The following is a 21,970-nucleotide window of genomic DNA, read 5'->3' on the forward strand; positions in this document are numbered from 1 at the left end:
GAAACGGGAGGCTTTTGCCCCCCGCTTCGGGTCAATTAGGCTTTGGCGCGCTGTTCCAGAATCGCCACGGCCGGCAGTACCTTGCCTTCTACGAACTCCAGGAAGGCGCCGCCGCCGGTGGAGATGTAGGAGACCTTGTCGGCAATGCCGAACTTGTCGATGGCGGCCAGGGTGTCACCACCACCGGCGATGGAGAAGGCCGGGGAAGCGGCGATGGCTTCGGCGATCACCTTGGTGCCTGCGGCGAACTGGTCGAACTCGAACACGCCGACCGGGCCGTTCCACAGGATGGTCTTGGCGTTCATGATGATGTCGGCCAGGGCCTTGGCGGAATCCGGGCCGATATCGAAGATCATGTCGCCATCAGTCACGTCTGCGACAGATTTGATGGTGGCAGGGGTGGATTCAGAGAATTCTGCACCAACAACCACGTCGGTGGTCACCGGAATGTTGGTCTCGGCAGCCAGCTTCTTGGCGGTGTCGATCAGGTCGTGCTCGCACAGGGACTTGCCGACGTTGTGACCGGCAGCAGCGATGAAGGTGTTGGCGATGCCACCACCGACTACCAGCTGGTCAGCGATCTTGGAGAGGGATTCCAGCACGGTCAGCTTGGTGGAGACCTTGGAGCCGCCGACGATGGCAACCATGGGGCGCTCAGGCTTGAGCATGGCCTTGCCGAGGGCTTCCAGTTCACCGGCCAGCAGGGGACCAGCACAGGCGACGGGGGCAAACTGGGCCACACCGTAGGTGGAACCTTCGGCGCGGTGAGCAGTACCGAACGCATCCATCACGAAGACGTCACACAGGGCGGCGTATTTTTTGGCCAGCTCTTCGGTGTTCTTCTTCTCGCCCTTGTTGAAGCGGCAGTTTTCCAGCACAACCAGCTCACCGGCGGCGACGTCGACGCCATCCAGGTAGTCTTTGGCCAGACGGACCGGGCAGGACAGTGCGTCTTTCAGATAGTTGACAACCGGAGCCAGGGAGAATTCTTCGTTGTATTCACCCTCGGTCGGACGACCCAGGTGGGAGGTGATCATCAGCTTGGCGCCCTTTTCCAGAGCCAGCTTGATGGTCGGCAGGGTAGCGACGATACGTGCATCGGAAGTGACCTTGCCGTCTTTTACCGGCACGTTCAGGTCAGCACGGATCAGGACGCGTTTACCCGCCAGATCCAGGTCGGTCATCTTGATAACAGACATATTCAGTCCTCTATATTTTCAGGTAATGTTAAAAAAACAGTAACCTTGCACCCGTGCAGGCTCTCAGCCTGCGGCCATCATGGCCCGGGTGGTATCCAGCATCCGATTCGCGAAGCCCCATTCGTTATCACACCACATCAGCATCTTGACGAGGTTGGCATCGCTCACTCGAGTCTGGGTACCATCAATGATGCAGGAGTGTGCATCATGATTAAAGTCTACGGAAACCAATGGCTCTTCCGTGTAATCCAGAATACCGCTTAATGTACCTCTGGATGCCCGTTGCAGGGCTTGATTTACGTCACTAACTGTCACTTTTTTACGAACAGTGATGCTGAGATCCATCGCCGTGACGTTAATGGTCGGCACCCGCACCGCGATCGCCTCGAACTTGCCGGCGAAGTGGGGAAGGATACGCTCCAACCCCTTTGCCAGCTTGGTGTCCACCGGGATGATGGACTGGCTGGCGGCCCGGGTTCTGCGCAAGTCGCTGTGGTAGGCGTCGATGACTTGCTGATCGTGCATGGCCGAATGAATTGTCGTAATAGTACCACAATTGATCTCGAATTCTCGATGCAATGTTTCGATGACGGGCACCACGCAGTTGGTGGTGCAGGAGGCATTGGAGACGATCCGCTCCCGCCCCGTCAGGGTCTGGTGATTCACCCCGTAGACGATGGTGGCATCCACATCCGCGTCCGCCGGGTGGGAGAACAGCACCTTGCCCGCTCCCGCCGCCAGATGCAGCTCTGCATCGGCCCGTGAACCGAACACCCCGGTGCAATCGAGCACCACGTCCACCCCCAGCGCCCGCCAGGGCAGCCTGGCCGGATCCCGCTCGGCGAACAGGGGAATGAGATCCTCCCCCACCAGCATGCTGTTGCCCGCGAGCTGCACCGGATGGTGGAAGCGGCCGTGGCTGGTGTCGAAGCGGGTGAGGTGCACCATGGCCTCGGGGGCCGCCAGCTCGTTGATGGCCACTATCTTGATGTTGTTGTCACGGCCGCTCTCGTAGAGGGCCCGCAGCACGTTGCGGCCGATGCGGCCATATCCGTTGATGGCAATCTTGATCATGAAAACTCCGTGTCCTTGACGACAGGGGATGGGGTCGATGACAGGCTCACGACAGCAGGGCATCCTTGAAGACGCCGCGAGCCAGCAGCGCCGCCCCGAACACCCCGGCGCTGTCCCCGAGGGAGGGCGCGATGATGGGGGTGGCGAAGCGGGGGTTGAACAGGAAGGGCAAGACGGTCTCTCGTCCGGCGGTATAGAGGCTCTGCACGTTGCCCACCCCGCCACCGATGACGATGACGTCCGGATCCAGAATGTTGACCACATTGGCCAGCGCCTTGCCAAACAGCAGGTGCAGCCGGTCTATGGTGAGCTTGGCCACGTGATCGTGGGCAGTTGCCGCCGCAATCTGGGCCAGCGACAGGTGGCGCCTGGCCTTGGCTTCGTACCAGGCCTCCAGGGCCGGGCCGCTGATGAAGGTTTCGACGCAGCCACGCTTGCCGCAGTAGCACTCGGGGCCGTCCGGAGAGAGCACGTTGTGACCCCACTCCCCGGCGATGCCGTGGTGACCGTTGAGGATCTGGCCGTTGATGACGATGCCGGAGCCCCCCCCCCGCCCCAGGATGATGGCGCACACGCCACGCGCATTCGGATGGTGCTGGCGCACGGCGCCGAGGTGGGTCTCCGCCAGGGCGAAGCAGTTGGCGTCGTTGGCGATGAGCACGGGCACGCCCAGCCTGCGTTCCAGATCTTCCTTGAACGGCTTGTCGTTGAGTTCGGTGGTGTTGCAGTTCTTCATCAGCCCGGTCTGGGGATCCCGCGCCCCCGGCGTGCCCATGCCGATGATGCTGGGGCGTTGACCGAGTTTCTCGGCACATTCATCCACCAGCTTGGCAATCTGGCCGATCATGTGCTGATAGCCACCGCGACATTCCGTGGGGATGCGATGTCGCAGCAGCACCTCGTCGCCATCCAGCACCACGCACTCACACTTGGTCCCGCCAAGGTCGATGCCCCAATCCCAAGAACCCTTGCTCATTCTGCCTCCTGCCATAGCCCGGCCCCCATTCAGGGCTCGCCGGCTGTCTTGTGCGTGACCCTGGGTCACCGATGGCGCAGTGTAACCCGAGCCAGGGCCCGGGCGTAATCCCCACGCATGGCGGCCCCCATTCGCGGATAGCAAAACGGGGCCTGCAGGCCCCGTCGTCATACGAATGTGACGGCCTCAGCGGCCGTGATACTGGGCGGAGAGCTCGTGCACTGCGTTCACAAAGACGCCGGCGTGCTCGGGATCCACGTCCTGGTGGATGCCGTGGCCCAGGTTGAAGACGTGGCCGTTGCCCTGACCGAAACCGGCCAGGATGGTGGCAACCTCTTCACGGATGCGCTCGGGAGCGGCGTAGAGCATGGAGGGATCCATGTTGCCCTGCAGCGCCACCTTGTCACCGACCCGGCGCTTGGCATCGGCAATGTCGGTGGTCCAGTCCAGACCCAACGCATCGCAGCCGGTGGCGGCGATCTGCTCCAGCCACTGGCCGCCGTTCTTGGTGAACAGGGTGACCGGCACCCGGCGACCGTCATGCTCGCGGATGAGGCCATCGACGATCTTGTGCATGTACTGCAGGGAGAAGTCGCGGTAATCCCGCGGGGTCAGCACGCCACCCCAGGTGTCGAACACCATGACCGACTGGGCGCCAGCCTTGATCTGGGCGTTGAGATACGCGATCACGCTGTCCGCCAGCTTGTCCAGCAGTAGGTGCAGGGTCATGGGTTCGGCGTACATCATCTGCTTGATCTTGGTGAACGCCTTGGAGCTGCCGCCCTCCACCATGTAGGTGGCCAGGGTCCAGGGGCTGCCGGAGAAACCGATGAGGGGCACTTCCCCCTTGAGCTCGCGGCGAATGGTGCGCACCGCATTCATCACGTAGCCGAGCTCGTCTTCCGGATCCGGGATGGGCAGGGCCTGCACATCCGCCATGGACTTGATGGGGCGCTCGAAGCGCGGGCCTTCGCCGTGCTCGAAGTAGAGGCCGAGCCCCATGGCGTCGGGCACGGTCAGGATGTCGGAGAAGAGGATGGCGGCATCGAGCGGATAGCGGCGCAGGGGCTGCAAGGTGACCTCGCAGGCCAGCTCGGCGTTGCGGCACAGGGACATGAAATCCCCCGCCACGGCGCGGGTCGCCTTGTATTCCGGCAGATAGCGGCCAGCCTGACGCATCATCCACACCGGGGTCATGTCCACTTCCTGGCGCAGCAGGGCACGCAGGTATCGATCGTTTTTCAGCTCTTTCATCCCAGTTCCTGAGTCATATCCAGCATAAAATGGCGGATATGATACCACTTTGTGTGGGGCTTAGGGCGGCTCAAACACAGAGCGGGGCCATCGGTGCACAAAGATGTGAAGGGGCGCAAACAAGCGCCCCTCATCCTCTTGGCCCGGACGTCGGTCAGGCGTCGCCGGCGAGGCACTGCTCAATCAGGCTGCGCGCTATGGTGCCGTGAGGGGGCAGACGGGGCAGGCGGTCGGCTTCGAAGAAGTCGGCGGCCACCAGCTCCTCGTCCTGCACCTTGATCTCGCCGCTCTGGTAATCGGCGGTGAAGCCCATCATCAGGCTGTGGGGGAAGGGCCAGGGCTGGCTCGCCACATAGCGCACATTGTGCACCCTGATGCCGCTCTCCTCGAATACCTCCCGCGCCACGCACTGCTCCAGGTTTTCACCGGCCTCGACGAAACCGGCGAGCACCGTATACATGGGATCGTCGGCCTGATAGTGACGACGGTGGGCCGCCAGCAGGATGGCCGGCCCCTTGCGCACCGCCACTATGATACAGGGGGAGATGCGCGGATAGACCACGTGCCCCTGCCCGCAGGCCATGGCCCACTCCCCCGCCCTCGGGACCATGGCGGCGCCGCACTCGCCGCAGAAGCGATGGCTGCGGCGGAAGGTGGCAAGCTGCCAGGCGCGGCCCGCGAGGCGAAAGCCCTCCTCGTCCCCGGCCACCATCAGCTGGCGCAGGCCCGTCATGGCCGAGGTGTCGGCCTCTTCCCCCAGATCCAGCAGGTGGCAGGGCAGGCCCTCCCAGTGATCAAAGGGCTCGAAGGGGGCGTCCTGCAGCTCGGCGGGCAGTTGGCTACGACAACCCTGTGGGATCTGCCCCTGCCCGTCCAGCAGGACGAGGTGATCGCCCCCCAGCACGAACCAGCGGGCCTGTTCGGTCAATGACATAAGATGAAGACTCTCGTTGAGAAGAAGGTGCAGGGCACGGATGCATGCGCTCCATCTTACGGCCGCCCATCCCCGCTGGCGACCCGCCCCTTGAAAAAAGAGGGCCGCTTTCGCGGCCCTCTTTCATCCAACCCATGATGGTCGTCAGTTCATCCAGCGTTCGCTGCTCTTGCGACGACGGGGCAACATGGGGAGCAGAATGCCCAGCAGGATGCCGCCGCCCACCATGGCGCCGCCACGGATGAACCAGTCCATCTGCATGTCGTGCTCCTGGTTGTCGTAGCTCTGGGTCAGGGCCTCGTTCTGCTCCTTGAGGTTCCCCATCTCGTCACCCTGGCTGGCCAGCTGGGCCTTCAGGGTGGCGATCTCCTGGGTCTGCTCGGCAAGCTTGCCATCTTTTTCGGCGAAGCGGCGCTCGTTGTCGCCATTGAGGTTCAGCAGGCGGGCCTTGGCCTCTTCCAGCTCCTTCTCCACCTGGGGCAGGCGCTCGCGCAGGCTGATCTGGCTCTGCAGCTCGCTGTTCTTGATCCAGCCCTCACGGCCACGACCGTCCACTATCTGGGTGAAGCCGGCCTCATTGTTGACCGTCTTGACCTCCAGGGGCTCACCGGCCTTGACGCTGCCGAGGATCCGGTACTGGGTACCCGGGCCGTTGTGGATATAGGTAAAGATGTTGTCTGAAACATAACGGGTGTCGGCCAGTGCCTGTTGGGCACACAAGCAGATCAAAATCCCGAGAAGGGCGCGCATGGTCGATCGATTCTCTTCGTTGAGTTAGGTGACAGGCGGAATGTTAAGCTGCTGGCGGGTCAAAGGACAAGCAAAGAAAGATACCCTCCCCCGCCCTGCGAGCTGGCTCGCATCTTGTGCCCAACCCCACGCGACCATTCCAGACGCCGCCCCGGGGGTCGGAGCGGGATCCGACCCCCATTGGCTCCAATGAGGCCGCCTAGCGTTGCTGCAGCGCCTTTACCTCTTCCCGCAATGCCTTGATCTCTTGCAGCAACTGCTCCTGCTGCTCCTGCTGCCTGCGCCGCCACTGGCTGTCGTCCTCGCTGGTGCGGCCCGGATGGACAAACAGACTGGCCATGAAACCACTGATGGCACCGAACAAGCCGACCCCGAACAGGATCAGCAAGCTGGCGACGAAGCGCCCCTCCTCGGTCTTGGGGACCAGGTCCCCGTAGCCCACGGTAGATAACGTGACGAGCGTCCACCAGAAGGCGTCATAGGGCGTCTCTATCTGGCTGCCGGGATAGCCCGACTCCAGCCAGAACATGACGCCAGAGCCGACCCCCAGCAACAGGAAGAACAGAAACAGAATGCCGGAGATCGTCGTCTCGTTGCGCTCGCGGCGGAACATGCCGAGCAAATCCGGCCCGTCACGCAGCAGTTGATAGACGCGCCACAGCTGGATCAGCCGCGCCCAGCGCAGTTGCTCCACCATGGGCAGGCTGCCCGGCAGATAGAACCAGTTGGCCTTGAAGAAGGCCATCCGATCGGATGCCCGCACCCAGCCATAGGCAAAATGGGCGAGGAAGAAGTAGCAGATCAGGCTGTCGAGGTCATAGAAGAGTTGCCGGGTCTGGGGGCTCAGCTCCCCATACCCCCACCAGCGGGCGCCCACCAGGATGACGGAGATCACCGACAGAAACGCCATCAGCAGATCCATGGCGCGCAGGTGACTTAAGTGATGTCGCATACATTTTCCAACTTTAAACGCAGTACCAAGTAACAAAAAGGAAGATAATGCCGATAGCCATGATGACAAAGGAAAAATGGACGTTGAAAGGAGAAAGATTATGCAGTTGAACTCGCTGGAACGGCGCATGAGCAATATCCGTCTGGTGCCCAAAGTGGTCCTGCTCATGGTGTTCAGCACCCTGTTGTTGCTGGTCAAACTCTGGTTCGATGCCAGCAACCTGGAGGCCACCCTGCTGGCCGAAGGCATCGAGGCCGCCAAGGCCAATGCCATCTCCGATCGCCTGCTCTGGACCGGCCTGATGGAGACGGCCCTGATGGGGGTGCTCTTCGTCATCCTGCTGCTGACCGGCTCCCGCCTCATGGTCAAACAGGTGCACTACCTGGTGGGGCTGCTCGAGCGCTTCGCCCGCAAGGATCTCAGCCACAGCGTGCTGCTCAAGTCCCGCGACGAATTCGGTGACATCGCCAAGGCGGTGGCCCACTCCCAGGAGAACCTCAAGGAGGTGTTCGGCACCCAGCGTGTCGCCTGCAAGGAACTCAACGACATCGCCTCCCAGGTGACCCTCTGCATGGAAGAGGCCAACGAGGCGATCAACGAGGAGTTCACCCAGATTGAACAGCTGGCGAGCGCCATGAGCCAGATGGTCGGCGCCATTCGCGAGGTGGCCGCCCATGCGGAGCAGGCCTCCCATGCCACCTCCGATGCCAGTGCCCTGGCCGAGGAGGGCAGCCGCTGCGTGGCCGCCACCGTCAGCACCATCGATACCCTGTCCGACAACATCCAGCGCTCCTCCACCGTGGTCAACGAGGTGGAGCACGGGGTGGATCGTATCGGCTCAGTAGTGGACACCATCCGCAGCATCTCGGAGCAGACCAACCTGCTGGCCCTGAACGCCGCCATCGAGGCCGCCCGCGCCGGTGAGGCGGGACGCGGCTTCGCCGTGGTCGCCTCCGAGGTGCGGGAGCTCGCCAACCGGGCCCAGGCCGCCACCGTCGAGATCCAGAAGATGATCGAACAGCTGCAGGGCAATGCCCGCCAGGCCGTCGGCCTGATGGCCCAGAGCGTGCAGCAGGCGGACAAGGGGGTGGAGCAGGTGACCCAGGCTGGCGATCAGCTCGCCACCATAGTGCAGCGGGTACAGGGCGTGGCCGACATGAACCGCCAGATCGCCGCCGCCTCCGAGCAGCAGAGTTCGGTGGCCGAGGAGATGAGCGCCAATCTGGAGCAGGTCAAACAGGTGGTGGAAGGATCCGTGGTGGTGCTGCGGGAGCTGAAAGATGCCTCCGAGCTGGTGGAGCACCACAGCCAGACGCTGGACAACCATATCCAGGCCTTCAAACTTGCCTGACCGGCACATGCTGGTATGTTGAGAGGCTCCGCAAGGAGCCTTCTTTTTTGAACGCCACGGCAAGGAGCCAGGATGCAACTCTGCGACAAGACCAGACTGGAGATCAGCGACGACAAGGGGCGGCTCGACGTGCCGCTGATCCACCGCTTCCTGTCCGAAGAGGCTTACTGGAGCCCCGGCATTCCGTTTGCCACCGTGCAGCGGGCCATCAACCATTCCCTCTGCTTCGGCGGCTACCTGGATGGTCAGCAGGTCGCCTTCGCCCGGGTGATCACGGATCGGGCCACCTTCGGCTATATCTCTGACGTGTTCGTGCTGCCGGCCCATCGCGGTCAGGGCCACAGCAAGACGCTGATCGCCGCCATCCTCGCCCATCCCGAGTTGCAGGGGCTGCGCCGTCTCATGCTGGCCACCGCCGATGCCCACGGACTCTACGCCGGCTTCGGCTTCGCCGCGCCTGCCCGGCCAGAGAGCCTGATGGAGCAATACGACCCCGACATCTACCAGCGCCCCTGAGCCGCGCGGGCTGCGGTTTCTTGCCGGTCAACATCTCTTGCCCCCGACCGGTGAGCGCACGTCACGCGGCACCGGATGGGATCGCCGGCACGCCGATCGCCCGTCCCACTGTGCCGAGCCCCGCGGCGATGATAGATTGGCTGCCGGCGTTTCCCTTTTCTTCGCAGACCCGTTAATCACAAGGACGGCAACCGTGGCTCAGCATGATTCTCTCTCTCCCGCGTCTCTCCCCTCTCTCCCGCCCCTGCTGCACGAGCAGGCCAGCCGCCAGTGGCAGCGGCTGCTCGCCCTGGTTCCGGCCTACGGGGAGCTGCCCGCCGGGCAGCAGCAAACACTGCTTGTCTTGCTTGGACTCTCGGATTTCATCGCCGATTCCCTTATCCAGCAGCCGAGTCTGCTAAAAGAGACCCTGGAGAGCGGCGATCTTGCCAAGGCCGAACGCTGGCCCGCCTACGAGGGGGATCTCGCCGCCCTGCTCGCCGAGATCCAGGACGAGGAGGCGCTCAAACGGGTGCTACGCCAGTTCAGGCGCAGCCGCATGCTGGTGATCGCCTGGCGCGAGCTGCTGGGGCTGGCGGCGGTGGAGGAGAGCTTCGTCCATCTGACCAAGCTGGCGGATGCCCTCATCTGCTCGGCCCGCGACTGGCTCTATGCCAAGCAGTGCAGCGAGCTCGGCACCCCGGTGGATGGCAACGGGGATCCCCAGCCCCTGCTCATCCTCGGCATGGGCAAGCTCGGCGGCGGCGAGCTGAACTTCAGCTCCGACATCGACCTGATCTTTACCTTCCCGGAGAACGGCTACACGGTCGGCGGACGGCGGGAACTCGCCAACCAGCCATTCTTCATCAAGCTCGGCCAGCGCCTCATCAACGCTCTGCACCAGCCGACCCAGGACGGCCAGGTGTTTCGGGTCGACATGCGGCTGCGCCCCTTCGGCGAGGCGGGGCCGCTGGCCATCTCCTTTGCCGCCATGGAGGATTACTACCAGCACCATGGCCGCAACTGGGAACGCTACGCCATGGTCAAGGCGCGGGTGCTGGGGCCCCAATGCGAGCATGCCCAGGCCCTCACCGAGCTGCTGCGCCCCTTCGTGTTCCGCCGCTACATCGACTTCGGGGTCATCGACGGCCTGCGCCAGATGAAGGCGATGATCGCCGCCGAGGTGCGCCGCAAGGGGCTGGAGGGCAACATCAAGCTCGGCGCCGGCGGCATTCGCGAGGTGGAGTTCATCGCCCAGGCGTTGCAGCTCATCCGCGGCGGCCGTGAGCCCGCCCTGCGGGTGCGCCACCTGCCCGAGGCGCTGGCTGCCATCGCCCAGGGGGGAGCCCTGGAGCCCGAGCGCACCGAGCGCCTGCTCGGCGCCTATCGCTTCCTGCGCCGGGTCGAGAACATCCTGCAGGAGATTGGCGATCAACAGACCCAGACCCTGCCCACCGAGGAGCGGGATCGGCTGCGGCTGATCACCTCTCTGGGGTTTGATGACTGGGCCGCCTTCATGGCGCACCTGGACGAGGAGATGGCCGCCGTTCACCTGGAGTTCGTCGCCGTAGTAGGGGAGGAAAAAGAGGCGCCCGCCCATCTGGAGCAGCTCTGGCTCGATCTCTGGCGCACCGAGCTGGACGCAACCGAGCTGGCGAGCCTGCTGACCGGCCAGGGAGTCGGCGAGCCGACCCCGCTCTGCGCCGCCCTGCTGCGTTTCAAGGAGGAGTACAAACGCCGCCAGGTCGGCCCCCAGGGGCGGATCGCCCTGGACTGGCTGATGCCGGAGCTGCTGCGGCTGGTGGTGGCGAGCCAGGAGCCCGCCCGCCTGTTCGAGCGGGTCTGCACCCTGCTCACCCGCATCTTCACCCGCAGCGCCTACCTACAGTTGCTGGCGGAAAACCCCGCCGCCCTGCGCCAGCTGGTGCGGCTGTGCGACGCCAGCCACCTGGTGAGCGAACAGCTCGCCCGCTACCCCATCCTGCTGGACGAGCTGCTGGATCCCCAGCATCTCTACCACCCCACCCCGCTGGATCAGTACAAGCCCCAGCTGCGCCAGTTCCTGCTGCGCATTCCCGAGGAGGATGTGGAGCAGCAGATGGAGGCCCTGCGCCAGTTCAAGCAGGTGCAACTCTTGCGCATCGTGGCGGCCGATATCGCCGGCGCCCTGCCGCTGATGAAGGTGAGCGATCACCTCACCTGGCTGGCAGAGGCCATCACCGAGGAGGTGGTCAATCAGGCCTGGGTCCAGATGAGCGAGCGCTACGGGGTGCCCCCCGAGGTCACCAGTGACCGGCGCGGCTTCGCCGTGGTGGCGTACGGCAAGCTCGGCGGCATCGAGCTCGGCTATGGCTCGGATCTGGATCTCGTCTTCCTGCACGGCGGCGACCCCAACGGCTATACCGATGGCCGCAAGCCCATCGACAGCCGCCAGTTCTACCTGCGCCTGGCCCAGCGCATCCTGCACCTGTTCAGCACCCGCACCCCGTCCGGCATCCTCTACGAAATAGACATGCGGCTGCGCCCGTCCGGCGATTCGGGGTTGCTGGTCTCCTCCCTCACCGCCTTCGAGCAGTACCAGCAGCAGGAGGCCTGGACCTGGGAGCATCAGGCCCTGGTGCGAGCCCGCCCCATCTACGGGGATGACGCCGTGGTCGCCGAATTCGTCCGCACCCGCCGGGCCGTGCTCGCCAGGGAGCGGGATCTGCCCACCCTGGCCAGGGAGGTGCGCGAGATGCGCCACAAGATGCGGGATCACCTGCTGAAAGCCGGCGAGGGGGAATTCGACCTCAAGCAATCCCCCGGCGGCATGGTGGACATCGAGTTCATCGCCCAGTACCTGGTACTGGCCCACGCCAGCGGCGAGCCGGACGCCCTGACCCGCTGGTCCGATAACGTGCGCATCTTCGACGAATGCGTCATGGCGGGGGTGCTGACCCTGGAGCAGGCGGAGGGGCTCAAGCACGCCTATCTGGAGATCCGCAACCTCGGCCATCGCCTCAACCTCTCGGAGATCTCCCGCAAGGTCAGTGACGACCAGTTGCTGCCAGAACGCAGCCTGGTCGAGGCCGTCTGGCAACAACTGCTGGGGGAGTGAACGTCATGTTTGCACTGTAAAGAGGGGGCGCCATGGCGCCCCCTCTTTTGCGATCCTCGGCAAGCGACCGCCGACTCAACGTCCACCGGCCACATCGATAAAGGTGCCGGTGGCGTAAGAGGCCTCATCCGACAACAACCAGGTGATGGCTGCAGCAACTTCTGCTGGCTGACCACCCCGTTGCAGCGGAATATTTCCCTTGATGCGATCGACGCGGCCGGGTTCGCCACCGTCGGCGTGCATCTCGGTATAAATGAACCCGGGCCGCACCCCGTTGACCCGAATCCCCAGTGCCGCCACCTCCAGCGACAGCCCCCGGGTCAGCACGTCGATGGCCCCCTTGGAGGCGGCATAGTCCACATACTCGCCGGCGGAGCCCAGACGGGCGGCGGCGGAGGAGACGTTGACGATGGATCCTCCGGCCGTCATCCGGCGCACCGCCTCCCGGCAACAGAGGAAATAGCTGGTCACATTGGTGCCCAGAGTTTTGTTGATGCGCTCGGCGCTCATCTCCAGCACTTTCATCTGGGGCTGCAGGATGCCGGCGTTGTTCACCAGATGGGTGAGGGGACCAAGCCGCGCGTCCATCTCCTCGAACAACCGCACCACCTCGGCTTCCTGACTGACATCCGCCTGCACGGCGATGCAGGGGACGCCGCAACGCTCACCAAGCTCCGCCGCCAGCGCCTCGGCGGCGGCACGATTGCGATGATAATTGAGGCAGAGCCCATAACCCTGCTCCGCCAGATAGCGGGCCGTCGCGGCCCCTATCCCCCGGCTCGCGCCGGTGATCAATACCTTGCCTCTCATTCCCCCTCCCTGTTCATTGATGGCCATCCGACCTGTGATACTACTCCATGAAGCTGTAGCGGCAAGGGAAACACCGCCCTTCCTGGGGATCCGGCGCTGCTCGTCAGCCCAGTACTGGCGGGGCCTGCACGATTTTTTTCAAAAAGATGCATGTTGCCTGAATGTAAATGACGCTCGTCACGGTCTTGTTCAATGAGCGTCGTCATCGCGACCCCTGTGATCCAGGCATGAGAACCGGATCGTAATGAAAGGTCAGTGAGCCACTCCTCCAAAACACAGTACCGGAGGCCGCGCCTCACCAGATGACGTCACACGGACACTCGGCCAATACGGGCAGAGTGACGGCATGACCCAAGGAGAACAACATGCACGCAACCCGCAAAACCCTCAACTGTCTGGCCGGCGCCGCACTGGCCATGGCCGCCGTCTCCCTCTCTGGCACCGCCATGGCTGCCAATACCGGGCAACACGGTGAAGACCAGGTGCACTGCTGGGGAGTGAACAGCTGCAAGGGCCACAACGATTGCAAGACCGCCAAGAACAGCTGCAAGGGGCAAGGATCCTGCAAGGGCCAGGGCTTCCTCAGCATGACCCGGGAAGAGTGCAACGCCAAGGGTGGGAAAGTCCGCTAAGCTGACCACACGCTCTTGCCATGGCCGGCCCCTGCAAAGGGTTACCGGCCTGTTTTTTAACGGCCTTTTCACCCAAGGAGTCTGGATGGATCACTTTCCCTGGCTAGGTTTTGGTCTGGGCCTCAGACCCCCTCACTTTCAGGATGTACTGGATGGCGCCAAGGGCGTCGACTGGTTCGAGATCCTGTCCGAAAATTTCATGGTGGCGGGGGGCAAGCCCCGTCACTACCTCGATCGCGTGCGCGCCGACTACCCCATCGTCATGCACGGGGTCTCCATGAACATCGGCTCGGCGGATCCCCTCGACATGGATTACCTCGCCCGCCTGCGGGAGCTGATGCGCAGCGTGGAGCCCGTCTGGCTGTCGGATCACCTCTGCTGGACCGGTGTCGGCGGCCAGAGTAGCCATGATCTGCTGCCCCTGCCCCTGACGGACGCCGTGCTGACCCATCTGCTCGATCGCATCGATGCGGTGCAAAACTACCTCGGTCGCCCCCTGGTGCTGGAGAACGCCTCCACCTATCTCGCCTTCCCGGGGGACGAGTATCTGGAGCAGGACTTTCTCAACCAGCTCAGCCGCCAGAGCGGATGCAAACTGCTGCTCGACATCAACAACATCTATGTGAGCAGCCGCAACCACGGCTTTGATGCCAACGCCTATCTGGACGAGATAGATACCGAGGCCGTGGTGCAGTTCCACCTCGCCGGTCACAGCGATTACGGGGACTACGTGATAGACACTCACGACCACCCCATCGTCGACCCGGTCTGGGCCCTCTACGATCGGGCGGTGCGCCGCTTCGGCCCCGTCAGCACCATGATAGAGCGCGACGATCACATTCCCCCCTTCAGTGATCTGGTGGCGGAGCTGAACCAGGCGAGAGCCATCGCCGCCCCCCACTGGCCCGCTGTCAGCCAGGCGGCATCAGCCCGTGCCGAGGTGCCCCATGCCGGCGCCCGCTGAACTACAAGCCCTGCAACTGGCCTTCATGCAGGGCCTGCAGCAGCAGCCGGAATCCGCCCCCGTCCCTCTGGTCGAAGGTCATCTGCCCACCTCGCTGCGCTGGCACATCTATGCCAACGCCTACCAGAGCCGGTTGCTGGAGTGCCTGCAAGAAGACTTCGAACAGACCTGGGCCTATGTGGGGGATGACCTGTTCGAGCAGTGCTGCCTCGGTTATCTGGCCCAGCATCCGCCCCACAGCTGGACCCTGCGCACACTCGGTGCCGGCTTCCCCCACTATCTCGAGCTGGTCCTCGACAAACATCGCCAGGTGGCGGAGCTCGCCGAGTTCGAATGGCGGCTGCGAGCCGCCTTCGACGCCGCCGATGCCGTCCCCCTGACCCTGACCGACATCCAGCAACAGCCTGCCGAGTCCTGGCCCGGCATGCGTTTCGTGCCGGTACCATCGGCCGACCTGCACCCCCAGTACTTCAACACCCTGGCGGTGTGGAAGGCGCTCAAGGCGGAGCAGGCCCCGCCCCCCCCTGGCCGTCAGGAGCAGGCGAGCCTCTGCCTCATCTGGCGGGACGGCGAGCGCCTCAGCCGCTACCGCAGCCTGGAGCCCGATGAGGCGGCGGCGGTGCAGGATCTGTTCCGAATAGCGACCTTTGCCGATCTCTGCCTCCACCTTGGGGAGCGGCTGGGGGAGGAGGTCGCCGCCTTTCGGGCGGGTTGCTTCCTGCAGCTCTGGCTCGCCGAGGGGCTGATCGGCGGGTATCGGCAGGACTGAGCTGCGCAGACAAAAAAACGGGCCCACTGGGCCCGTTTTCGTGATCGTCAGATGAAACAAGAGGTTACTTGAACAAGCCCTTGAGCAGCTGATCCGCCGCACCCTTGATCCCTTCGTCGTCGGCCTTGTCTCCCAGCAGTTTCTTGAGACCCCGCTCGGCCTCTTTCCTGGCCTTCTCTTCCAGTACCTTGTTGTTGCTGAGCAGCGCCTTCACATCGAGCTGGTAGCTCGGCGCCTGCCAGTGGCCGCCGATGCGCACCGGTATGGTGATGTCTTTGAGCTCATCCACCGTCTTGCCTCCCTGCCCCTTGCTGCTCTCCACCACCGAGGTGAGGAACAGGAAGTCGAGGGTCTCGGGCACCAGGGCGGTCTGCCCCTGCCCCTTCACCCGCAGCGCCGGGGCGGCCAGCTGGATGTCGTTGCTGCTGGCGATGCCGTTCGCTATCTGGAAGCGGGCGCTCAGGTCGCTAAAGTCGGTCTTGCGCACCTCCTTGACCTGCTCGGCGCCCTTGCCGGTCAGGGTGGCCCGCGCCTCGCGGATCATCTGGGCCAGGTTGATGCCATGCAAGGCACCATCGCTCAGCTTCAGGCTCACCGTGCCCTGCATCTGGCTGCGCAGGGCCTGCTCGGAGAGGCCACGCCCCTGCACCTGGATCTCCAGATCCCCCTTGCCCTCCAGCTTGTCATTCTGGGCCAGGGTCTGCAGCAGCGGGCGTATCTCCACCCCCTGGATCTGCTTGTGTACCCGGTAGCTGGCGGGTTGCTGACGGGCATCGACCACCCCTTTTGCACTGACCTTGCCTCCGGCCACTCCGGCGACGAAGCGCTTGAGAGTGAGTTGACCACCATTGAGCGCCAGTTGCAGATCGACGGCGCTCAGATCCAGCCCTTTCACCTTCAGACCGTCCAATTGCAGCTCACCGGCCAGATCCACCTTCTTGAGGGCACTCAAATCAGGCTCTGCACTGGAGAGGGTTCCCTTGGCGGCCCCGCTGCTGGCAGCTGGCGCCGGTGCAGCGGCAGAGGCCGCAGCCGGTTTGGTGCCCTGCGGCTGACCCAGCCAGGCATCGAGATCCAGCTTGTTGCCCTTGAGATCAAAATCGACGTTGGGCACGGCCCCCAGCCTGACCGTCCCGTTGCCGCTCAGCAGCAGATCATCGGCCCCCATCACCAGGTTGCTCAGGGTCACCGTCTGCTTGTCCAGCTCGGCGCGGGCAAAGCCAGCCAGCTTGAGAGAGAGAGGCGCACGGGGCAGGCTCTCCCCGTCCAGCTTGGCGGACAACACCGCATCCGACACCTCCACCAGCTGGAGGCTCTGGTCGACCTTCGCCTTGAGGGTCCCCTCGAGAGAGCCTGCCAGCGTTGGCTTGGCCGCCTCTCCCTGGGCGCCGTTCAGGCTCAGGGTCAGACTGCTCCACTCACCCAGTGCCACTCTGTCGGCCTTGAGATTGAAGGCATCGAGCCGCTGACCGGGAGCCCCCAGGCTGCCGCTCAGCGCCAACCCCTTGAGTTCGCTCTCCTTCTCATCCTGCGCCAGCTTGATCTCGGCCTGTCCCTTGATGTCGAAGACCAGATCACCGCGCGCGCCCTTGGCGGCCAGGGTCACCGGTACCCATTGCCCCAGGGTCAGCTGACCCAGGGTGAGATCCAGCCGTTCCAGACGGGAGACGAGGCCGTTGCGATCATCCTGAACCAGGGCGCTGGCCTGTTCGAGGGAGACCCCCTTGAGGGAGACCTGCCAGGGGGTGGCGGCATCGGCAGGGCTGGCGGAGGCCGCCTCGTTTGCCGGCGCTGCTTTGCGTTCATCCTTGACCAGATCCGTCAGGTTGCTGCTGCCGTCAGCCTTGGTCTGGATGAAGAGGTGGGCACCATTGAGCGTCACCTCACCGATGTCGAGCCGATGGGAGAGCAGAGGCAGCAGGGCGACCGAGGCTTCTCCCTGCGCCACCCGCACCAGATCCGGCTCGGCAAAACCGGCGGGATTGCGCAGGGCCACCCGCTCGAAGCTGAGCCCCAAACTTGGCCAGAAGCGCCAGCCGATGTCCCCTTCCATCACCAGTTCGCGGCCCGTGTTCTTGCGTACCTGTTCGGCCAGCTGGGGCTTGAACTGGTTCGGGTCGATCAGGCTGACCAGGGCGACGATGGCCACCAGGGCGGCCAGCGCCAACCCCAGCACTATGTAGATGATCTTCTTCACCATGATGTCCTCAATGCAGATCCTGTCGCCGACTATACCATCGGGGGGATAACAGAGGGCAAGGCGGAACCAAAACCGGCAAATGGCGAGACAGGGATGGTCGCGCCCGCCCGCTTGGTGGAGCCCACGCAACGAAAAGGGCCCCGCAGGGCCCTTGGTCATGGTCGGCGTGGTGGATGCCCGCCCTCTCATCCTGCTCAGGGTTGCAACGGCAGTTGCCGGTAACCCATCTCATAGAGGGTGAAGGCATAGAGATCCGCGCTCTGCTCGATGAGCTTGGTGACCGGCGTGCCCGCCCCGTGCCCCGCATTGGTCTCGATGCGGATGAGCTGGGGATGAGGGCCCTCGTTGTCTGCCTGCAAGGTGGCGGCGAACTTGAAGGAGTGGGCCGGTACCACACGATCGTCGTGATCCGCCGTGGTCACCAGGGTCGAGGGATAGCTCACCCCCTTGCGCAGATTGTGCAGGGGGGAGTAGCCCTTCAGGTACGTGAACATGGCCTCGCTGTCGGCGCTGGTGCCGTAGTCATAGGCCCAACCCGCCCCGGCGGTGAAGGTGTGGTAGCGCAGCATGTCGAGCACCCCCACCGCCGGCAGGGCGACCCGCATCAGATCCGGGCGCTGGGTCATGACGGCGCCCACCAGCAGGCCACCGTTGGAGCCGCCACGCACCGCCAGCTTGTCGGTACTGGTGTAGCCCTCGGCCTTCAGGTATTCGGCCGCCGCGATGAAGTCGTCGAACACGTTCTGCTTGTTCATCTGGGTGCCCGCCAGATGCCAGGCCTGACCGTACTCGCCGCCACCGCGCAGGTTCGCCACCGCGTAGACGCCCCCCAGATCCAGCCAGTTCGCCACCGAGACGCTGAAGCTCGGGGTCAGGCTCACATCGAAACCGCCGTAGCCATAGAGGATGGCGGGGTTGCTGCCGTCGAGTTTGAGCCCCTTGCGGTAACTGATGATGAGCGGCACCCGGGTGCCATCCTTGCTCTGGTAGAAGCGCTGCTCGGAGACGTAATCCGCGGGATTGAACGGTGCCGCCGAGGCGCGGTAGAGGCTGATCTCACCGCTCTTGGGAGTCAGCCGGTAGAGGGTCGGCGGCTGGGCATAGTTCTCGAAGCCGAAGTAGATCTCCGGGTCATCGTGCTTGCCGTTGAAACCGCTGACGCTGCCGGGGCCAGGCAGTGCAATGTCCCGCACCTTGTTGCCGTCATAGTCGAACTGCTCGACTCTGGCGGTGGCATCCACCATATATTCCGCAAAGAGATAGCCGGCGCCGCTGTGCACCGACAGCACCTGGGGTCGCTCGGCGATGAGGTCACGCCACTGTTGGGGGCCCGGGTTGCTCGCATCCACCGTCACCAGCCGGCCATTGGGGGCGCCGCGATTGGTCTGCAGATAAAGCGTGCTGCCTTTGTTGTCCACCAGGCTCACATCCGCATCCAACTCCCCCTGCACGGTCAGGAGCGGGGCATTGTCCTGGGTCAGATCCTTCACATAGAGGCGATTGCCCGAGGTGGAGTTCGCCGCCGAGATGAGCAGGTAACGGTCATCCTCGGTGACGCTGGCCCCCACGTAGCGGTGCTTCTGGGCCGGGATGGCGCCAAACACCAGCCTGTCATCTTCCTGGGCCGTGCCGAGGCGGTGGAAGTAGACCTTGTGCTGATCCGTCTTGGCCGACAGCTCGCTGCCGTCCGGCTTGTCATAGCTCGAATAGAAGAAGCCCTCGTTGCCAAGCCAGCTGATGCCGCTGAACTTCACGTCCTTGAGGGGTGCCTCCAGGGGCTGCTTGCTCTCCACGTCCATCAGGTGGATCTCGCGCCAGTCGCTGCCGGCGAGCGACAGGGAGTAGGCCAGCCGCTTGCCGTCCCGGGAGAAGCTCAGCTGATCCAGCGCCGTGGTGCCATCGGTGCTGAGGGTATTGGGATCGAGGAATACCTCGGCGGGCTTGCCCGGTGCCTGGCGCCACAAGACGTTCTGGTTCTGCAGGCCATCGTTCTTGAAGAAGTAGTGGTAGCGCCCCTCACGAAACGGCGCCCCCTCCTTGGCATAGTTCCAGGAGGCGGCGAGCTTGTTCTTTATCGCCTCCCGAAACGGGATCCGGGCCAGATAGTCCTGAGTCACCGCGTTCTGGGCCTTGACCCAGGCCTCGGTCTCGGGACTGCGGTCATCCTCCAGCCAGCGGTAGGGGTCGGCCACGGCCTGACCGAAATAGTGATCCACCTGATCGATCTGGCGGGTGACGGGGTAGTGAAGGCGCGCTTTCCCTGACATGGCATCCTCTTGAGTGGGGTCAGACTGGCCACTGCAACCGGCGAGCAGTGACAGGGCCAGCAGACTGACGATGGATCGCATCGAGGCAACTCCCTGCTGTTCGAATGAAACAGGCAGGTTAGCAAAGAGTGGCGGCAGCCCCAACCCCCCAGACCCGTATAACGGCCGTGCCAGTTCGGCGCGCCTCATAGCCATCTTTTCACTTAGGTTTGCCGCTTTATTTTGTTTGTTATCCGGCACTTGGGTCACAGGATGGCATAACAGACCACGTCAGACGACCCGCTCAGGATAATCCATGCCCTACAGCTATCTCTCACATCTGCGTTGCAGCAAGACAGGCGAAATCCATGATGCCGACCAGCCCCAGCAACTGAGCCGGGTCGGGGCCCCGCTGCTCGCCAGCTACGATCTCGATGCCCTGAAAAAGGCCTGGCACCCGGCCGCCCTGCTCGGCCGCCCCGCCAGCCTGTGGCGCTACCACGAGCTGCTGCCGGTGCGCGATCCCGCCCAGGTAGTGACCCTGGGGGAGGGCTTCACTCCTCTGCTGCCCCTGCCGACCCTCGGCAAGCAAATCGGCATCCCGGATCTCTGGATGAAGGATGAGAGCATCATCCCCACCGGCTCCTTCAAGGCCCGCGGCGCCGCGGTCGGCCTCTCCCGTGCCCGCGAGCTCGGCATCGCCCATTTCGCCATGCCCACCAACGGCAACGCCGGCGCGGCCTGGGCCCTGTACGGTGCCCGCGCCGGCCTGCGCAGCACCATCGTCATGCCCCAGGCGGCCCCCGCCATTACCAGGCTGGAGACCTCGCTGGCCGGTGCCCGCCTCTATCTGGTGGATGGCCTCATCAGCGACGCCGGCCGCCAGGTGGCCCAGGCGGTGGCGGAACAGTCCTTGTTCGACGCCTCCACCCTGAAGGAGCCCTATCGCATCGAGGGCAAGAAGACCATGGGACTGGAGATCGCCGAGCAGCTCGGCTGGACCCTGCCGGATGTCATCCTCTATCCCACCGGTGGCGGTGTCGGCCTCATCGGCATCTACAAGGCGCTGCGGGAATTGCAGGAGCTGGGCTGGGTAACGGGTGATCTACCCCGGCTGGTGGCGGTGCAGTCGAGCGGTTGCGCCCCCATCGTCCAGGCCTGGCAGCAGGGAGCGTCAGAATCGACCTTCTGGCCCGACTCCCAGACCCTGGCCTTTGGCATCAATGTGCCCAAGGCGCTGGGGGACTTCCTGGTGCTCGACGCCCTCTATCGCACCGAGGGTTGCGCCATCGCGGTGGACGACAGGGCCATCCAGAGCGAGATCCGCCAGCTCGCCGCCCAGGAGGGGAGCTTCGTCTGCCCGGAGGGGGCCGCCGCCTTCGCCGCCGCCCGCCAGTTGCGGGAATCAGGCTGGATAAAAGGAGGGGAGCGGGTGGTGGTGCTCAACACCGGTGCCGGCATCAAGTACCCGGACGCCATTACCGTGGTGCCCCAGCGGCTGCGCCGTGACGGGAGGATCCCCGCATGACCTTCGACTGGGCCTTTGTCGTCGCCACCCTGCCCGCCTTTGGCAAATCGGTCTGGGTCACCTTGCAGCTCGGCGCCATCGTCATCGTCACCGCCCTCGCGGTGGCCCTGATCAACGTGGCGCTGCTCGGCCTGCACAAACCCTGGCTGAACGGGGTGATCCGCGGCTATGTGGAGCTGGCCCGCAACACGCCGCTGCTGATCCAGCTGTTCTTTCTCTACTTCGGGCTGCCTGCGCTCGGGCTCTCCCTCTCCGGCTTCACCACGGCGGTGATCGCCATGACCTTCTTGGGCGGTGGCTACCTCACGGAGGCGCTGCGAGCCGGGGTGCAGGCGGTGCCCCCGAGTCAGCTGGAGGCGGGCCAGGCCATCGGCCTCTCCCGCTGGCAACTGCTGCGCCACGTGCAGCTGCCCCAGGCCTGGCTCGCCAGCCTGCCGGCGCTCTTTGCCAACTTCATCTTCCTGCTCAAAGAGACGACCGTGGCCTCGGCGGTGGCGGTGCCCGAGCTGCTCTACACCACCAAGAACTACATCGCCCTCTACTACAAGACCTACGAGATGCTGGCGGTGCTGACATTGATGTGCGTGCTGATCTTCCTGCCGCTTTCACTGCTTCTGCGCACATTGGAAAGGAGGCTGCAACATGGCCAGTTCGGTCACTGAGTCGCTGGTACAGTCGCGGAACCCTATGTGGGCACGGATCTTTCTGCCGCTGCCGTCACCTGCCCTGCATGCATTGG

General features: G+C 64.1%; 18 protein-coding genes. 8 read left to right on the forward strand and 10 right to left on the reverse strand.

All coding sequences use genetic code 11. The features are described from left to right. Positions 1 to 35: 35 nt before the first annotated feature. From ACW5W7_RS16405 to ACW5W7_RS16435, 7 genes are all read right to left on the reverse strand, one after another. Positions 36 to 1,199: a phosphoglycerate kinase gene (locus tag ACW5W7_RS16405; protein ID WP_349920988.1), complete on the reverse strand. Its 1,164-nt coding sequence runs from the start codon at positions 1,197 to 1,199 to the stop codon at positions 36 to 38. A gap of 63 nt (positions 1,200 to 1,262) precedes the next feature. After that, on the reverse strand, positions 1,263 to 2,273 hold the full coding sequence (epd, locus tag ACW5W7_RS16410; RefSeq protein ID WP_349920987.1) for an erythrose-4-phosphate dehydrogenase: 1,011 nt from the start codon (positions 2,271 to 2,273) through the stop codon (positions 1,263 to 1,265). Between the two features lie 46 nt (positions 2,274 to 2,319). Then, entirely contained in the window at positions 2,320 to 3,249 is a 930-nt protein-coding gene (locus ACW5W7_RS16415) for an ROK family protein (protein WP_456502388.1), read from the reverse strand. Positions 3,250 to 3,435: 186 nt separating this feature from the next. Continuing rightward, entirely contained in the window at positions 3,436 to 4,503 is a 1,068-nt protein-coding gene (hemE, locus tag ACW5W7_RS16420) for a uroporphyrinogen decarboxylase (RefSeq protein WP_349920984.1), read from the reverse strand. A gap of 154 nt (positions 4,504 to 4,657) precedes the next feature. Further along, positions 4,658 to 5,437, reverse strand: coding sequence for an NAD(+) diphosphatase (nudC, locus tag ACW5W7_RS16425; RefSeq protein WP_456502389.1), 780 nt, complete (start codon positions 5,435 to 5,437; stop codon positions 4,658 to 4,660). Positions 5,438 to 5,581: 144 nt separating this feature from the next. Further along, positions 5,582 to 6,187 carry a TIGR04211 family SH3 domain-containing protein gene (locus ACW5W7_RS16430; RefSeq protein ID WP_456502390.1) on the reverse strand — a complete coding sequence of 202 codons (606 nt, stop codon included), beginning with the start codon at positions 6,185 to 6,187 and terminating at the stop codon, positions 5,582 to 5,584. A 199-nt stretch (positions 6,188 to 6,386) separates the two neighbouring features. Beyond that, positions 6,387 to 7,208, reverse strand: coding sequence for a potassium channel family protein (locus tag ACW5W7_RS16435; protein ID WP_456502391.1), 822 nt, complete (start codon positions 7,206 to 7,208; stop codon positions 6,387 to 6,389). A 31-nt stretch (positions 7,209 to 7,239) separates the two neighbouring features. On the opposite strand from ACW5W7_RS16435, the gene ACW5W7_RS16440 reads away from it, so the two are divergent. The 3 genes from ACW5W7_RS16440 to glnE all read left to right on the forward strand — a co-directional run bounded on the left by ACW5W7_RS16440 (position 7,240) and on the right by glnE (position 12,082). Beyond that, complete coding sequence (locus tag ACW5W7_RS16440; protein WP_434665618.1) at positions 7,240 to 8,490, forward strand: methyl-accepting chemotaxis protein; 1,251 nt, start codon at positions 7,240 to 7,242, stop codon at positions 8,488 to 8,490. A gap of 72 nt (positions 8,491 to 8,562) precedes the next feature. Further along, the gene (locus ACW5W7_RS16445; protein ID WP_456502392.1) at positions 8,563 to 9,006 is read left to right on the forward strand and encodes a GNAT family N-acetyltransferase; all 444 of its coding nucleotides are present in this window, start codon (positions 8,563 to 8,565) and stop codon (positions 9,004 to 9,006) included. A gap of 193 nt (positions 9,007 to 9,199) precedes the next feature. After that, entirely contained in the window at positions 9,200 to 12,082 is a 2,883-nt protein-coding gene (glnE, locus tag ACW5W7_RS16450; protein WP_456502393.1) for a bifunctional [glutamate--ammonia ligase]-adenylyl-L-tyrosine phosphorylase/[glutamate--ammonia-ligase] adenylyltransferase, read from the forward strand. Between the two features lie 75 nt (positions 12,083 to 12,157). Here glnE and ACW5W7_RS16455 read toward each other — a convergent pair whose 3' ends face one another. Next, positions 12,158 to 12,892, reverse strand: coding sequence for an SDR family oxidoreductase (locus ACW5W7_RS16455; protein WP_456502394.1), 735 nt, complete (start codon positions 12,890 to 12,892; stop codon positions 12,158 to 12,160). Between the two features lie 365 nt (positions 12,893 to 13,257). On the opposite strand from ACW5W7_RS16455, the gene bufA2 reads away from it, so the two are divergent. From bufA2 to ACW5W7_RS16470, 3 genes are all read left to right on the forward strand, one after another. Continuing rightward, positions 13,258 to 13,524, forward strand: coding sequence for a BufA2 family periplasmic bufferin-type metallophore (gene bufA2, locus ACW5W7_RS16460; protein WP_349920975.1), 267 nt, complete (start codon positions 13,258 to 13,260; stop codon positions 13,522 to 13,524). An 85-nt stretch (positions 13,525 to 13,609) separates the two neighbouring features. Beyond that, a complete protein-coding gene (bufB, locus tag ACW5W7_RS16465; RefSeq protein ID WP_456502395.1) occupies positions 13,610 to 14,488 on the forward strand; it encodes an MNIO family bufferin maturase in 879 nt (292 codons plus the stop codon). After that, positions 14,472 to 15,257, forward strand: a complete 786-nt coding sequence (locus ACW5W7_RS16470) for an HvfC/BufC family peptide modification chaperone (RefSeq protein ID WP_456502396.1) — start codon at positions 14,472 to 14,474, stop codon at positions 15,255 to 15,257. Before bufB ends, ACW5W7_RS16470 begins: the two co-directional genes overlap by 17 nt. Before the next feature lie 64 nt (positions 15,258 to 15,321). Here the strand turns inward: ACW5W7_RS16470 and ACW5W7_RS16475 are convergent, their stop codons facing one another. Both ACW5W7_RS16475 and ACW5W7_RS16480 read right to left on the reverse strand, forming a co-directional pair. Then, positions 15,322 to 17,454 (reverse strand): AsmA family protein, encoded by a 2,133-nt coding sequence (locus ACW5W7_RS16475; protein WP_456502422.1) that lies wholly within the window; start codon positions 17,452 to 17,454, stop codon positions 15,322 to 15,324. A 197-nt stretch (positions 17,455 to 17,651) separates the two neighbouring features. Then, positions 17,652 to 19,805: a prolyl oligopeptidase family serine peptidase gene (locus tag ACW5W7_RS16480; protein ID WP_456502397.1), complete on the reverse strand. Its 2,154-nt coding sequence runs from the start codon at positions 19,803 to 19,805 to the stop codon at positions 17,652 to 17,654. 214 nt (positions 19,806 to 20,019) lie between these two features. On the opposite strand from ACW5W7_RS16480, the gene ACW5W7_RS16485 reads away from it, so the two are divergent. After that, positions 20,020 to 21,231, forward strand: a complete 1,212-nt coding sequence (locus tag ACW5W7_RS16485) for a threonine synthase (RefSeq protein ID WP_456502398.1) — start codon at positions 20,020 to 20,022, stop codon at positions 21,229 to 21,231. Next, positions 21,228 to 21,893: an amino acid ABC transporter permease gene (locus ACW5W7_RS16490; RefSeq protein WP_456502399.1), complete on the forward strand. Its 666-nt coding sequence runs from the start codon at positions 21,228 to 21,230 to the stop codon at positions 21,891 to 21,893. Before ACW5W7_RS16485 ends, ACW5W7_RS16490 begins: the two co-directional genes overlap by 4 nt. Positions 21,894 to 21,970 lie beyond the last annotated feature (77 nt).

It is taken from the genome of Aeromonas intestinalis (genome assembly GCF_054052485.1).

What these genes read in the sequence shown, in the direction of transcription:
- ACW5W7_RS16470 (WP_456502396.1), top strand. Translation starts at nt 14,472, where the DNA reads ATGCCGGCGCCCGCTGAACTACAAGCCCTGCAACTGGCCTTCATGCAG.
- ACW5W7_RS16480 (WP_456502397.1), bottom strand. Translation starts at nt 19,805, where the DNA reads ATGCGATCCATCGTCAGTCTGCTGGCCCTGTCACTGCTCGCCGGTTGC.
- epd (WP_349920987.1), bottom strand. Translation starts at nt 2,273, where the DNA reads ATGATCAAGATTGCCATCAACGGATATGGCCGCATCGGCCGCAACGTG.
- ACW5W7_RS16415 (WP_456502388.1), bottom strand. Translation starts at nt 3,249, where the DNA reads ATGAGCAAGGGTTCTTGGGATTGGGGCATCGACCTTGGCGGGACCAAG.
- ACW5W7_RS16430 (WP_456502390.1), bottom strand. Translation starts at nt 6,187, where the DNA reads ATGCGCGCCCTTCTCGGGATTTTGATCTGCTTGTGTGCCCAACAGGCA.
- ACW5W7_RS16405 (WP_349920988.1), bottom strand. Translation starts at nt 1,199, where the DNA reads ATGTCTGTTATCAAGATGACCGACCTGGATCTGGCGGGTAAACGCGTC.
- bufA2 (WP_349920975.1), top strand. Translation starts at nt 13,258, where the DNA reads ATGCACGCAACCCGCAAAACCCTCAACTGTCTGGCCGGCGCCGCACTG.
- ACW5W7_RS16490 (WP_456502399.1), top strand. Translation starts at nt 21,228, where the DNA reads ATGACCTTCGACTGGGCCTTTGTCGTCGCCACCCTGCCCGCCTTTGGC.
- ACW5W7_RS16440 (WP_434665618.1), top strand. Translation starts at nt 7,240, where the DNA reads ATGCAGTTGAACTCGCTGGAACGGCGCATGAGCAATATCCGTCTGGTG.
- hemE (WP_349920984.1), bottom strand. Translation starts at nt 4,503, where the DNA reads ATGAAAGAGCTGAAAAACGATCGATACCTGCGTGCCCTGCTGCGCCAG.
- ACW5W7_RS16455 (WP_456502394.1), bottom strand. Translation starts at nt 12,892, where the DNA reads ATGAGAGGCAAGGTATTGATCACCGGCGCGAGCCGGGGGATAGGGGCC.
- ACW5W7_RS16485 (WP_456502398.1), top strand. Translation starts at nt 20,020, where the DNA reads ATGCCCTACAGCTATCTCTCACATCTGCGTTGCAGCAAGACAGGCGAA.
- ACW5W7_RS16445 (WP_456502392.1), top strand. Translation starts at nt 8,563, where the DNA reads ATGCAACTCTGCGACAAGACCAGACTGGAGATCAGCGACGACAAGGGG.
- bufB (WP_456502395.1), top strand. Translation starts at nt 13,610, where the DNA reads ATGGATCACTTTCCCTGGCTAGGTTTTGGTCTGGGCCTCAGACCCCCT.
- nudC (WP_456502389.1), bottom strand. Translation starts at nt 5,437, where the DNA reads ATGTCATTGACCGAACAGGCCCGCTGGTTCGTGCTGGGGGGCGATCAC.